The organism is Methanobrevibacter curvatus, from assembly GCF_001639295.1.
Classification (GTDB): domain Archaea; phylum Methanobacteriota; class Methanobacteria; order Methanobacteriales; family Methanobacteriaceae; genus Methanoflexus; species Methanoflexus curvatus.
Genome location: NZ_LWMV01000115.1, coordinates 1 through 14,176, shown reverse-complemented (window position 1 = coordinate 14,176; position 14,176 = coordinate 1). Strand labels below are relative to the sequence as shown.

At 25.3% G+C, this 14,176-nt stretch carries 15 protein-coding genes; 7 read left to right on the top strand and 8 right to left on the bottom strand.

What is annotated here, in order from left to right:
* The first annotated feature begins 16 nt into the window (after positions 1-16).
* The 3 genes from MBCUR_RS03010 to MBCUR_RS03000 all read left to right on the top strand — a co-directional run bounded on the left by MBCUR_RS03010 (position 17) and on the right by MBCUR_RS03000 (position 2,229).
* Positions 17-1,018, top strand: coding sequence for a respiratory chain complex I subunit 1 family protein (locus MBCUR_RS03010; RefSeq protein WP_067090034.1), 1,002 nt, complete (start codon positions 17-19; stop codon positions 1,016-1,018).
* Positions 1,019-1,176: 158 nt separating this feature from the next.
* Positions 1,177-1,434, top strand: coding sequence for an energy-converting hydrogenase B subunit EhbP (gene ehbP, locus MBCUR_RS03005; protein ID WP_067090032.1), 258 nt, complete (start codon positions 1,177-1,179; stop codon positions 1,432-1,434).
* A 141-nt stretch (positions 1,435-1,575) separates the two neighbouring features.
* Complete coding sequence (locus tag MBCUR_RS03000) at positions 1,576-2,229, top strand: DUF5612 domain-containing protein (RefSeq protein WP_067090028.1); 654 nt, start codon at positions 1,576-1,578, stop codon at positions 2,227-2,229.
* A 92-nt stretch (positions 2,230-2,321) separates the two neighbouring features.
* On the opposite strand, the gene MBCUR_RS02995 is transcribed toward MBCUR_RS03000, so the two are convergent.
* The 3 genes from MBCUR_RS02995 to albA form a co-directional block, all read right to left on the bottom strand.
* Positions 2,322-2,609 (bottom strand): hypothetical protein, encoded by a 288-nt coding sequence (locus MBCUR_RS02995; RefSeq protein WP_067090025.1) that lies wholly within the window; start codon positions 2,607-2,609, stop codon positions 2,322-2,324.
* Between the two features lie 294 nt (positions 2,610-2,903).
* Positions 2,904-4,028 carry an oligosaccharide repeat unit polymerase family protein gene (locus tag MBCUR_RS02990; RefSeq protein WP_067090024.1) on the bottom strand — a complete coding sequence of 375 codons (1,125 nt, stop codon included), beginning with the start codon at positions 4,026-4,028 and terminating at the stop codon, positions 2,904-2,906.
* Positions 4,029-4,091: 63 nt separating this feature from the next.
* Entirely contained in the window at positions 4,092-4,370 is a 279-nt protein-coding gene (gene albA / locus MBCUR_RS02985) for a DNA-binding protein Alba (RefSeq protein WP_067090021.1), read from the bottom strand.
* Between the two features lie 473 nt (positions 4,371-4,843).
* Here albA and purB point away from each other — a divergent pair, with 473 nt between their 5' ends.
* The 4 genes from purB to MBCUR_RS10270 all read left to right on the top strand — a co-directional run bounded on the left by purB (position 4,844) and on the right by MBCUR_RS10270 (position 8,906).
* The gene (purB, locus tag MBCUR_RS02980; protein ID WP_067090019.1) at positions 4,844-6,199 is read left to right on the top strand and encodes an adenylosuccinate lyase; all 1,356 of its coding nucleotides are present in this window, start codon (positions 4,844-4,846) and stop codon (positions 6,197-6,199) included.
* Between the two features lie 254 nt (positions 6,200-6,453).
* A complete protein-coding gene (locus MBCUR_RS02975) occupies positions 6,454-7,287 on the top strand; it encodes a hypothetical protein (protein WP_067090018.1) in 834 nt (277 codons plus the stop codon).
* A gap of 310 nt (positions 7,288-7,597) precedes the next feature.
* Complete coding sequence (locus MBCUR_RS02970; RefSeq protein ID WP_067090016.1) at positions 7,598-8,140, top strand: helix-turn-helix domain-containing protein; 543 nt, start codon at positions 7,598-7,600, stop codon at positions 8,138-8,140.
* Complete coding sequence (locus tag MBCUR_RS10270; protein WP_157077611.1) at positions 8,133-8,906, top strand: transposase; 774 nt, start codon at positions 8,133-8,135, stop codon at positions 8,904-8,906. The genes MBCUR_RS02970 and MBCUR_RS10270 overlap by 8 nt, the downstream gene beginning before the upstream one ends.
* 279 nt (positions 8,907-9,185) lie before the next feature.
* Here the strand turns inward: MBCUR_RS10270 and trpA are convergent, their stop codons facing one another.
* The 5 genes from trpA to trpD all read right to left on the bottom strand — a co-directional run bounded on the left by trpA (position 9,186) and on the right by trpD (position 13,956).
* A complete protein-coding gene (gene trpA / locus MBCUR_RS02960; protein WP_067090090.1) occupies positions 9,186-9,956 on the bottom strand; it encodes a tryptophan synthase subunit alpha in 771 nt (256 codons plus the stop codon).
* A gap of 47 nt (positions 9,957-10,003) precedes the next feature.
* Entirely contained in the window at positions 10,004-11,212 is a 1,209-nt protein-coding gene (gene trpB, locus MBCUR_RS02955; RefSeq protein ID WP_067090013.1) for a tryptophan synthase subunit beta, read from the bottom strand.
* Between the two features lie 106 nt (positions 11,213-11,318).
* Complete coding sequence (locus MBCUR_RS02950; RefSeq protein WP_067090087.1) at positions 11,319-11,960, bottom strand: phosphoribosylanthranilate isomerase; 642 nt, start codon at positions 11,958-11,960, stop codon at positions 11,319-11,321.
* A 135-nt stretch (positions 11,961-12,095) separates the two neighbouring features.
* Positions 12,096-12,893: an indole-3-glycerol phosphate synthase TrpC gene (gene trpC, locus MBCUR_RS02945; RefSeq protein WP_211265119.1), complete on the bottom strand. Its 798-nt coding sequence runs from the start codon at positions 12,891-12,893 to the stop codon at positions 12,096-12,098.
* Between the two features lie 43 nt (positions 12,894-12,936).
* A complete protein-coding gene (gene trpD, locus MBCUR_RS02940; RefSeq protein WP_067090011.1) occupies positions 12,937-13,956 on the bottom strand; it encodes an anthranilate phosphoribosyltransferase in 1,020 nt (339 codons plus the stop codon).
* Positions 13,957-14,176 lie beyond the last annotated feature (220 nt).

The following is a 14,176-nucleotide window of genomic DNA, read 5'->3' as shown; positions in this document are numbered from 1 at the left end:
AATAAGGAATGAATTTATGATTACTATTTTAAGTTTTAAATCAATTTTAGCAATATTAGCTACTTTAATAATTGCTTTCATTATATCAATTTTTATTCCAGGGATTGAGAGAAAGTACATTCATGGAAGAATTCAGCAAAGAATTGGTCCTCCATTATTTAGTCCTGGATTAATGGCTCCTATTAAATTCTTTTTTAAAGAAAATCTTAAGCCAAATTCCCCACTTCCTAAACTTTATAAATCTTTGCCAGTTATTTCATTTATTGTTATATTTTTAATTTTATTGTTTATAATTCCTCAATTCTATATTTATGGAAGTTTAGCAAGTGTAATTGCAATTGTTGGACTTTTAAAGGTGGAGGAAATAGCTTATGTTTTAATGGGTTCACTTTCTAAATCTGTCATGTCAACTGGAATGTCTTTTCCAGATAAAATAAAAGGAGCAAAGCATTTAAATGTTAAATCCTCTTTTATAGAAGATATAAGTTCAAGCCGTGCTTTAAGATTAATTATATTTGGGTCGTTTCCATTATATTTAGCCTTGTTTGTTCCAGTTAGTACAGTTGGAAGTGTTTATCTATCTGATATTTTGTCTTATCAAATTTCACATGGTCCAATTTTATTTTCTGTTAGTGGAATCATTGGAGCAATTGTATTTTTCATTGGCTATATGATTTTATTAAATGAATATCCTTTTGCCATTTTAAAAACAAAAGCTGATGTAATTGAAGGCCCTTATATGGAATACTCTTCTAAATATAGAGCTATTAATTATATAAACCGTGGATTTTTAATTTTTGTTTTAGGTTCACTTTTTTCATTAATGTTTTTAGGTTATCCTTCAAATATTTTTTCATGGAAATTTATAATAAATGTTCTTGTTGCTTTAATTTTCCCTGTTTTAATGGCTATTTTAAGCGCATTTTCACCAATTTTTACAAACAAACAGTTTTACCCCGTTATTCTAGTTAGTTCTATATTTGGTGTTTTAGCCATTCTTTTAGGATTGTTAATTTAATTTAAGATGATTACTATCAAAATTTTTAATATTTAACTATTTTATTACTCCATTATTTTTATTATTCTATTATTCTATTATTTTATAATTCCATTATTTTATTATTTAATATTGTCAATTTATTCAAATTTATCTTTAAATCATTTTATGGTGATCAATTGAAATTTGTAGTACGTTCCCAACATATAGTAAGCTTAGGGGGATATATTGTTGAGAGAAATTTCCCTTATAGAAATTTAATTTTAGTTAACAAAAGCGAAGAACCTATAAAAGTAGAAATTCCTGTTTTTGAAGAGGAGTGGATAGAAGAACATGAAAAATTAGGTTTAGAAATTACTCCTGTTAAAGATGAAGAAAGTTTTTTATCTAAATACAGAAAAACAAAGGCTGATTTAGATAAATTCTTAGGAAAATAATTTTTTACTTATTTTTTATTTTTTAATTTTTTAATTTTTTTACCTTTTAAATTTTTTATTTTTCTTAATTTCTTAATTTATTAATTTTTTTAACCTTTAAATTTCATTTTTTTTTATTTGATACTATAATTTGTGATACAAATGAATGTTGCTTTAACAATAAAAACTCTGGAAAAATCAGGTGTTCTAGATGAAATAACAGCTATTATTTCTTCTCACAATGTTAATATTAATTATGTTCACCTTTTTATTGAAAATAACAATACGGGTTCTATAAATTTAGAATTAGACAATGTCATTGATTTAAAAAAATTAATTGATGACTTAAATTATTCTAACTTGATTAAAGATATTCAGATTCATGGTTCTGTTAATGATATTTATGGAAAAAGAATAATTATTTTTGGTGGTGGAGCCCAAGTTTCTCAAGTGGCTATGGGAGCTATTACAGAAGCAGACAGACATAATATTCGTGGAGAGAGGATTAGTGTTGATACTACTCCACTTGTAGGAGAAAATGAAATAGCTGAAGCTGTTGATGCAGTTTCTTGCCTTCCAAGGGTTAGTGCATTAGTTTTAGCTGGTTCTTTAATGGGTGGAGCCATTAGTGAAGCAGTTAAAAAATTGAAAGAAGATCAAGATTTGGTGATTATTAGTTTGAACATGCCTGGTGGTGTAACAGAAGTGGTTGATTTAGTGGTAACAGATCCTATCCAGGCAGGAGTAATGGCTGTAATGGCTATTTCAGATACAGCTGTTTTTGATATTAATAAGCTTAAAAATAACACATTTTAATTTTTTAAATTATTATTTTTTTTATTTTGTAATTAAAATACTTGATATGTAAACTATATTCTTAAAAAAATAAAATAATAAATATAAATTAATTAACTAGCTTCAATGGTTCTAATTAATCTACTTGCATCATTTTTAGCTTCAGTGTCTTTAACATCTCCACTTTCCCTTATTTTAAGTGCTAATTTAAGAACTTCACTAACATCTTTAGGCTTTAAGTTTTGAGCCATCTCTAAGTAACTTTTAGTTTGTTCTTTTGAAACATTTAAAGCTTCAGCATGCTTTTCAACATTTTCTAGAACTGCAGAGCAATTTGTTACTAAATCATTATCAAAATTAAATTCTCCAAGTTCACATTTTTTAACTAATTTTTCACTCATTTAAAGTACTCCTATGTTTATTTTGAATAAATTTGCTAAAAATTTTAACAGTTTATTTCAAAAATTTTTATTAACTTTTATATAATTTTTTAATACCTATCAAATATAATATTATAAATTTAGTTAATATAATATTAATTTAGTTAATATAGTATTAATTTAGTTACATATTAGTTTTTATTTTTAGTACTATTTATTATTTATCATTAATTTTTCATTAAATATTTTTACTATACTTTTTTTAATTTTATTTGTTGGATATTGAAAAAATTTAACACTGCTTATATATTGAAATTATTTTTTCTTTGGAATCTTAAATTTAATATTGGAAAAATTTAAAAAGATTATTAAGATGCCTAAAACAAAAAATAACCAAATCATTATGTCAGTCGGACCTGTTTCAATCCATATTAGTGAATGTGCTAATATTACAGCGTAAATTCCAGTTGATATTCCTTTTTCTGCTTTTTGAATAATATGAAGTAATTTTAGAAAAACTCCAAAAAATAACATTTGAATTGCAAGCCCTAAGATTCCAAAATCTAAAGTTACTGGACCAAAAAATGTCGATGTTAAACAAACATTATAATTTAGAACATAATTTCCAATGAAGGTTCTAGGACTTCCAGTAGAAAAAATCATTGATAATATCTTACCATTTGTTGTACTGGCTAGAGAAATAATTCTTTCAAATACATTTAAAGTAAAACCTGCTCTATAAAAGACTAATTCAATTGGATTTAATGTCCAGCTTTGACCAACAATATTTTGGGAAGCAATAAATCCAACAATAAGCCCAAAAAATCCCATCATTAAAGCCAAAAAAAACAAATACCTTTTTCTTAATTTTCCAATGTAATATAAACTAATTAAGACACTAAGCAAAATCCCTATAATTGAGGTTCTATAGCCATTTAAACCATATAAAATAGCTCCAATAAGAACAATGATTAAATACTCATTTTTATAATATTTAGCTATTAAAATATTTATTGCAGGTAAAAATAAGAGGTAAGAAATCCTCCAAAAATTTGTGGTTGCATTGGTTTTTAAAATGCTGTTAAAAAGAGGAATTCCACCTAAGTTGAATAGATTATAAATTTGTAAAATAATAGCTATTGCCAGTAAAAAAATTAGAAGTTTTTCACTAAGATATTTGTTTAAAATATTTTTGAATTTATTTGAATTATTATTTCCATTATAAACAATAGTTTTTTTTATAAAAAATATTGAAAGAATTAATATTAAAACAGAAAATCCAATTAATAAAATTGTTTCTAAAGATAAAACACTTTTAAAATGATAATCATCTAAAGTGCCAATGCAGCCTACTATTAAAAATAAAAGTATAGCTATTCCAAGGATGTATGGAGAAAATATGTCAATTTGTTTAATTTTTTCTAGTTTTTTTCCTAGCATCTTTCCTCCTTTTTAAATTTATTTAATATTTTTATTAATTTAATATAATTTAATTTAATATACTTAATCTTTTTTTTTAATATGAATTTCAATTGTAGACACATTGGTTGTTGTTTCATCATATTTTTTAAGTTCTTCTGTTGAAATTTCTATATTTGCAACATCACTATCAGGTATAAATCTATTTTTAACAATCTCTGCAACATCTACTGCACGACTGATTGTTCTACCACGAGCTTTTATAATAACAGTGTCATTTCCCTCTTTCATTTGAGTTACAACAGCAAGAGCATATGTTATTACAGGCTTATTTCCAATATAAACTATATTTTCATCTTTCATCTGTTACCTTTTTTCATTATTTGCTTTATTATTTTTTTTTAAAATATTTCATAAAAATAGTTAAATATTATTAAAAAGAAATATTATAATTTATAATATTAAAAGTATATATTTATAACTTATTAAAAATGTTATGTATAATATTATTTATAATATTATTATAATTAATAATATTCAAATTAATATATTCATTTTATTATTAATTATTTATTTTTTATTATATTATTAATTAAGTTTTTTATTAATTTAGGTATATCATTTAATTAAATTTATATTTTTTTATTTAATTTTATAATGGTCTTATTAATTTTAATAACTTTATTAATTTTTTTATATTATAATATTATAATTTATTATCCATCTTTTTTTATTAAAATTGATTATAATTTAGCTAATAGATAAGATAATAATTAATTAAACCTATATAATAAATATTAATTAAAAATGATAATTATAAAAATATAGGAGATAAAATGGCAATTCATCCAATTGAATTTAGGTATGGAACACCAGAGATGAAAAATATCTGGGAGTCTGAGAATAAATTACAGAAAATGTTAGATGTTGAATCTGCATTGGCACAAGCTGAGGCTTTTTATGAAATAATTCCTCAAAAAGATGCGGATGAGATAAGCTCTAAAGCGAATACTAAATATGTTACCCTTGAAAGAGTTAATGAAATTGAAAGAGAAAAAAATCATGATATTGCTTCTCTTGCTGAAGGATTAAGGGAACAGTGTCGTGGAAAATCTGGTGAATATGTTCATTTTGGTGCTACATCAAATGATATAGTAGATAGTTCTCAATCCTTACTTTTTAAAGAATCGATTGAAGTTTTAAAAGACAAAGTTGAAACCTTAACTGGAATATTTTTAAAATTATCTCGTGATAACATTGACAATGTTTGTATAGGTAGGACTCATGGTCAACATGCAATTCCAACAACTTATGGAATGAAATTTGGTTTATGGGCAGATGAAATGCACCGTCAATGGATAAGACTTGACAATTCTAAGGAAAATCTCTGCTTAGGAATGATGGATGGTGCCGTCGGAACAACTGCTGCTTTAGGTGAGATTGGTTGGGATGTTCATAAAAAAGTTTCAGATATTTTAGGATTAAAGCCTGCTAAAATAACCAATCAAGTATTACAAAGAGATAACCACAATGAATTTATTTTTGCACTTGCAAATATAGCTACAACTTTAGATAAAATAGCTTTAGAGATTCGTAATCTTCAAAGAACTGAAATTAATGAAGTTGGGGAATTTTTTGATCCTGAAAAACAGGTTGGTAGTAGTACAATGCCTCATAAGATGAATCCTATTACTGCTGAGCGAATTTGTGGGGTTTCACGTGTTGTAAGAAGTTATGTTGTTGGAATAATGGAAAATAATCCACTATGGCATGAAAGAGATTTAACTAATTCTTCTTCTGAAAGAATCATTTTCCCTGAAAGCTGTATTTTGACTGACTACATCTTAAATTTAACCATTAAGCTTTTTAATAATCTTATTTTCCATTATGAAAACATTGAAAAAAACTTAAATTTAACCAATGGACTTGTAATGGCTGAAAGATTAATGGCAGAGCTTACTCGCTCTGGAATGGGTAAACATATCGCCTATGGAATTGTTAGAAAATCAGCCATTAGGGCAAATAAAGAAAATTTAGCTTTAGCAGATATAATACTTGAAGATAATGAAGTTGTTAAGTATTTATCAATTGGAGATGTGGAAAAAATCATGAATCCACACACATATATTGGATCATCAGAAAAAATAGTAAATGAACTTTTAGAGGAGTCTAAAAACTGGTTTAAGAAATAATTTCTCATTATTTTGTCTATTACTAGAATTTGTTTTTAAGTTTATTAAACAAACTTTTAGAAAAAGTTTGATCAAAAGCCATTTGTAAAATAAAGCCTTTTATTTTATAGTTAGTGTTTTTATTATATTCATTTTTGATTTCCTTTAATTTTTTTTTAAATTTTATTTATTTTATTTTATTTATTTTATTTATTTTATTTTTATTTATGAACATAATAGATATATGATTAATTATTATTTTTAGGAGCGAAAATATGTTTAAAGAATTGAAATCAATTGATTTATCATCATTTACAATAATGAGTACTACAATACATGTCATTTTAGGATTTATATTGGGAATTGTCGCAATGGTTTATTCTGCAATTATAGGTCAATTTAGCATAGGATCTGTTATATACCCATTTTTATTAGCATTTTCTACTGTGTTAATTTGTGTTACTGTTACTTTTTTAGGGACTTTTCTTTTTAATATTCTTTCTAAAAAGTTTACTGTAGGATTTAATTTAGAGGATGGAAAAATTAGAGATATAACTCCATTGCCTTTGGCTATTAATTTAACTATTATTACTGCTATCTTCTTGATTTTATTGTATCCTATTATACTTTTAGTTTTAGGAGTCTTATCACCATTAACAGCATTTTTACAATTTATTCCTACATTGTATGTTGTTTTTATGATTGCTTCATTTATTGCCAATCCTATTATACTTTTATCCACAGTAATTATAGTATTTATTGCAACCTTTTTGGGAAGTTTCTTCTACAATCAGATTGCTTTAAAAATAAATCCTATTGAATTAGATTTAAACACAGTACATGGAAATAGAACTCAAATTGATTTAGTTTATCCTTTGAAGTTAGCTTTAATTTCTGGAATTGTTTCAGCTATATTATCTTTTATTGCAACAATTATTGGAAGTATTATTAGTGGTGGAAACCTTCCACAGGCACTCACTTCTCTTATTGCTTCTGCTATTTTTGGATTTTTAGCTGTGTTTATTATATTTTTAATTTCTGCATTTTTATATAATTTTATTGTAAAAAAATCTAATATTTTTGAACCAGTTAAAGTAAAATTAGAATAAAAATTATTCTTTAGTTTTTTTAATGGCTGTGATGATTATTTTTTGTAAAATAGATATTTAATTAAACATGTTAAAAAATATGTAAATTATTAAATACATGTTTTTATGAAAAATAAATATTTAAAAATAATCATGATTTGTAAAAAATGTTTATTTAAATTAAATTTAGGATTATTTTGATTAAACTTTTTTTTAAAAGTTTGTTTTAAAGAATAATAAAAATTAAATATCTAAATATAATTATTTTTAATAAATAAACATTATAGTATTCGTCATAACATTTAATAATAATGAATGATAAATTATTTTTATGGTATCTGTAGCTAAGAGAAAAGTTGAGCCTCATTTAAGTTTAAATGAGATTGAAAAAGAGATTAAAAAGCGAAAAATTGATGCATATGTTATGAGGAGACTTATTTTTATTAAATCAATGATTCAAAGCGAAAATATTCAAATTGCATCAAAAATAGTGGGAATATCTATTCCAACGGGATATGTGTGGTTAAGAAGGTGGAATGCTGAAGGATTTGAAGGTTTAATTCCTAAATTTGCAGGTGGACCGCGTCCAAAACTTTCTGAAGAAGATTACAAAAAATTAGACAAATTATTGGAAAATACTCCAAATTTAACCACGGATTTGGCTCATGATATTATTGAAGTGAATTTTAAAGTTGATTTTTCAGAAAGACACATACAAAGAATACTTAGAAAGTTAAATTACACTTATACAAAGCCTTTTATGATTTATGCTAAAATGCCTGATGATGCAGAAGAGCAATTGCAAAAAAAAACTTCAAAAATAAACATTAATGAAGATATTATAGGTTTTGGAGACGAATCTCGCTTTGCATAATAAACATGGAAGTGGAAAAACTTGGCATAAAAAAGGAAGAAAAAATTACATCATAAAAACTTTAAATCGTGAATCAGTCAATGTAATGGGATTCCAATCAGAAAATGGATTTTCTGTACTATCATTTCCAAAAAGAGGAAATCGAGCCACATTTTCCCTACATTTATTAGAAATTAGAATAGCAAACATGGAAAATTCTGAAGTTCGCGAAAAATTAATTGAAATGTTAAATTCTAATGAAGTAAATGAAGAGATTATTGAAGAAGAATTAAAAAAAAATCTCTTAACAACTGAAGAATTAAAAGAACAAATACATAAAGCTACCGAAATTCCTGCTGACTCTCAATCTGTTTTAGAAAAGAGAATGAACCGTATTTTTGGTAAAGTTAAAGTAAAAGCAAAGCAAATTGTTGACATACAAGAAAACGAATTAAATCTATTATTAGATGAAAATATGGAGCTAAAAGAAGAATTATCTGAAGAAAGAAGAATTGTGGTAGTTTTAGATAATTATTCTGCTCATCTTGCTCACATCGTAAAAAGAATAGCTAAGTTTCTAAAAATCAAATTAATTTTTCTTCCTACACATTCTCCTAAATTAAATCCAATAGAACAGGTTTGGAGAGCTATGAAGAAAAAAATATCCTCAATTGACTTTAAATGTCTTAAAGAATTGTCTAAAAAAATAAAATTTTATTATTTTAAATACATCAAAAATAAAACTTTTACAGACAAATGGATGGAAAAATTTATTATTAAAAGATAGGTCGTTAACTATAATATTAATTAAAATAGAATTTTATTAAATATTTATATCTATTTTTATTTCCATATTTATTTCTATATTTATTTTTATAATAAAATTTATTATAATTTTATAAATTCAATTTTAACTTAGTTAATTAAATTTAGAAAATTCGATTTTCGTATTGTTCCACAGCCATTTTAAGAATATTATTTTTAATATTTTTTTATAATTTTATTTTTAATCTTGCTTTTTTATTAATTATTATATTTTTTCATTTTTTTTTAAATCAAAAACTGTTTATTTAGTCGCTTTTTTCATCTTAGAAACATAGTCTATAATTGGTTTTTTTGCATTTACTCCATGTTCTGCTATAATTTTCACGATTGCACTTCCAACAATAGCTCCTTCACTTATTTGACTTATTTTTTTAACTTGTTCTGGAGTATTTATTCCAAAGCCAACGGCTATAGGAGTATTGGAAACACCTCGTATTTCACTAATAATCTCTTTTAAATCTGTTTTTATTTTATTTCTCATTCCAGTAACACCCATTGATGAAACAAGATATATAAAACCAGTAGATTCTTTAGCAATCATTTTTATTCTGTCTTTTGATGTTGGAGCTATTAAAGATATTAAGTCCACATAATACTTCTCTGTAATTTCTTTGATTTCATTTTTTTCTTCAAAAGGAAGATCAGGAATTATTATTCCATTTACATCCACTTCCTTACATTTTTTAAAAAATCTTTCATAGCCATAATAAAAAATAGGATTTATATATGTTAAAAAAGCTAGTGGAATATCTGTTTTTTTTCTAATTTCTTTTACAATGTCAAATACATCATCTGTGTTTAAATTTTTACTCAATGCCCTTGTGTTTGCCTCTTGAATAACTGGTCCTTCAGCTATTGGATCTGAAAATGGAATCCCAATTTCTACAATATCTGCTCCAGCTTCTGCCATAGCTAAAACATATTCTACGGTTTTTTCTTTATTTGGATCTCCAGCTGTTAAAAAGCCTATAAATGCTTTTTTGTTTTGAAATGCTTTGGTGATTTTACTAATATTGTTAGTTTTATTATTAATTTTATTGGCTTCATTTGTATAATTGTTCATACTCTAACCCCTGGAATTTTCTTATCTTGCTTTTTTTGTTGCTTGTAATTTTTAATTGATTCTACATCTTTATCTCCACGTCCTGAAAGACAAACAACAATTATATCATCTTTTTTCATTAAAGGGGCCATTTTTATTGCTTGAGCTATTGCATGAGCACTTTCTATAGCACAAATTATCCCTTCCAGTTTTGCAACATACTCAAATCCCTCAACAGCTTCATCATCTGTTATTGGATAATATTCTGCTCTTTTAATATCATTTAAATATGCATGTTCTGGTCCTATTCCAGGATAATCTAAACCAGCAGAAATTGAGTATACTGGAGCAATTTGCCCATAATCTCCTTGGCAAAAATAAGATTTCATACCATGAAATATTCCAATTTCTCCTTTACTAATGGAAGCTGCATGATAATCAGTTTCTATTCCTTTTCCGCCTGCTTCACATCCTATAAGTCTAACATTTTTATCTTCAATAAAACTGTAAAATGATCCTATTGCATTGCTTCCTCCTCCAACACAAGCTACTATGGCGGTTGGAAGTTTTCCTTCAATTTCTAAGATTTCATTTTTTATTTCTTTACTTATTACTGTTTGAAAATCTCTCACTATCATTGGAAATGGATGAGGACCCATTACAGAACCTAAAACATAATGAGTATCATGAACACGATTTGTCCACTCACGCATTGTTTCATTTACAGCATCTTTCAATGTTTTTGTTCCAGATTTTACAGAATTTACTTTTGCACCTAATAATTCCATTCTGTAGACATTTAAAGCTTGTCTTATAGTGTCTTCTTCTCCCATAAAGATTTCACATTCCATATCTAAAAATGCTGCTCCTGTAGCTGTTGCTACACCATGTTGACCTGCTCCTGTTTCAGCTATTACTCTAGTTTTTCCTATTTTTTTGGCTAAAAGAATTTGTCCTAAAACATTGTTAATTTTGTGAGAACCTGTGTGATTAAGGTCTTCTCTTTTTAAATAAATTTTAGCTCCACCTAAATCCTCTGTCATTCGTTTTGCAAAATATAAAAGAGATGGACGCCCTGCATATTCTTTTAATAAAATATCTAATTCTTCTTGAAACTCTTCATTATTTTTATAATATTCATATTCTTTTTCAAGTTTTATTAATTCATTCATCAAGGTTTCTGGAATATATTGACCTCCATACTTCCCAAATCTTCCTTTTTTCATTGAATCACTTTAGTACTTTATTTTTTGATTAATTATTTTTATTTTTGATAAATTTATAATTTTTTTTTAAATTTAGTTTTTTTAATTTTTTTTTAATTTTTTTCAGCTATTTTTGAGGGTTTTTATTGATCTTATTTAAAATATTCATGATTTTTTTTATCTTTTTTTCACTTTTAAAGCCATTTTCTTCTGCACCTGAACTAATATCAATGGCAAAAGGTTCTAAGCAACTGACCTCTTCGATATTTTTTTCATTTAATCCTCCAGCTATGAAAAATGGTTTAGTATTTGTATTTTTGATTAAATTCCAATCAAATGTTTTTCCACTTCCCTTTCCACTATCTAACAGTAAATAGTCTATTTTAGATCTATCAATTTTATCTATATCAATGGATTTTTTGAGCTCAATGGCTTTAATAATTGTTAATTTAGGATATGATTCTCTTAATCGATTTATATATTCTTTATTTTCATTCCCATGAAGTTGGACACCATCAATAATATTTTCATCAATTAATTTTTTGATTTTTTCAATATTTTCATTTACAAATACACCATAAACTTTAATATTTTTATTTAATGATTTTTTTAATTTTTTAGCTATTTTTGGACTTATTTGTCGTGGACTTTCTGCAAATACAAATCCAACATAATCTGGTTTGTATTTATTTACAATTATAACATCTTCTTTTCTTTTTAATCCACATATTTTAATTTTTATTGGATTTTTATTGGATTTATTATTCATATTATTCAATTATTCAGATTATTCAATTATTAATATTTTTCAATTATTATTTCATTTATATTATTCAACTTATTTCTTTATCCTTTTAATAATTTTATATTAATATTTAATTATTTAATATTTAATTATTCAATATCATATGGATTTAAATGATTTAATTAGATTTTTTTTATTTTTACTTTTCATAAAAGACTCACCAATTAAAACACCATCTACATTATTTTTTTTTAATATTTCAATGTCTTTAATAGTTTTTATTCCACTTTCTGATATAAAAATAATGCCTTTTGGGACTAACTTTCTTAAATTAATGCTATTATTTAAATTAACGGTAAAATCTTTAAGATTTCTGTTGTTAACTCCAATTATTCTAGCACCTGAGTTAATGGCTATTTTAATTTCTTTTTCATCATGAGCCTCTACAAGAGCTGATAGACCTAATATTTTGGCTATTTTTAAAAATTTTTTTAATTTTTCTTCAGTTAATATTGATACAATGAGTAAAATTGCTGAAGCATTAAGAATTTTTGATTCATAAATCATATACTCATCTATTATAAAATCTTTCCTTAACAGAGGAGTTTTAATTTTTTTAGCAATTATTTCAAGATATTCTTTTTTTCCCATAAAAAAATCTTCTTCTGTAAGCACTGAAATAGCTGAAACCCCTGCACTTTCATACTCAATAGCTATTTTTTCAGGATCAAAGTCTTTTGATATTAATCCTTTTGAAGGTGAAGCTTTTTTAATTTCAGCTATTATTGAAAGACCATTTTTTTTTAAAGCCTTTTCAAATGGATATTCATGACTAGTTTTTTGGAATTTTTCTAAATTTAATTGATTTTTTAAATCATTTAGAGAAATTTTAGATTTGTCCTCTTTTAGCCTTTCTTTTTTTTTCTCTACAATTTTATCTAATATCATAAGATTCATTGTTTCATTTTACTTTTTATTTTATTTAATTTTTAATATTTTTTTAAAATAATTGGAATTGGTTTGAAAGATTTATAAATTTATCTAATTGATTTTTTGCTTTTCCATTATCCAATACCTTTGCAGCTATATCAATTCCTTTTTCAATAGAATTGACCTTTCCTCCAATATATAAACCTGCTCCACTATTTAGAAGTATGGCATCTCTTTTTGCACTTTTTTCTCCATTTAAAATGTCTAAAGCTATTTGAGCATTTACTTTTGGACTTCCGCCTACTATTTCATTTTTATCTGATCTTTCTAATCCGAAATCTTCAGGTTTTAACTCATAATTAGTGAACTCTCCGTCTTTTATTTCACAAATGGTTGTTGGAGCAGAAATAGATATTTCATCTAAACCATCTTGGCCATAAACTACCATAGCATTTTTTAATCCAAGATTACAAAGTACTTGAGCTAATGGAAGAACTAATGACTCATTATAAACCCCCATTACCTCTCTATTTGCTCCTGCAGGATTTGATAATGGACCTAATATGTTAAAAATTGTTCTTATTCCAAGTTCTCTTCTTATAGGTGCTACATACTTCATAGAAATATGATAATTTTGTGCAAACAAAAAACAAATCCCAATTTCTTCAAGTAAGCTTGTACTTTCTTCAGGGGATATTTCAATATTTACTCCTAAGGATTCTAAAACATCTGCAGCTCCACAAGCACTTGATGCTGCTCTATTCCCATGTTTTGCTACAGGTACTCCACCAGCAGATATTACAATGGAAGAAATCGTTGAAATATTAAAAGAATTAGACCCATCTCCTCCAGTTCCAACTATTTCTAATACATCCATATCATGTAATAGTTTTACGCAGTGATTACGCATAGATTCAGCTGATGCAGTTATTTCGGATATAGTTTCTCCTTTTAATGATAGAGCAGTAAGATAAGCACTCATTTGAACATCTGTAGCTTCACCATTCATTATTTCATCCATAGAACTACGTGCTATTTTATAACTAATGTCTTCTCCTCTTGCTAATTTTAAAATAGCTTCTTTTATCATACTTTCACCTTTTAATTCCTTATAATGTTTTTTTGATTTTTATTTTTTTACTTTTTTATTCTTTTTTTCTATTTTTTTTATTTTATTCTGAGCTGTGCAATGATTATTTTTGAAAAGCAAATATTTAATTAAGCTCTGCTAAAACGTATGTAATGTATTAATACCTATTTTTATAAAAAAATAAATATTTAAAAATAATTATAATTATTAAATAATTCAT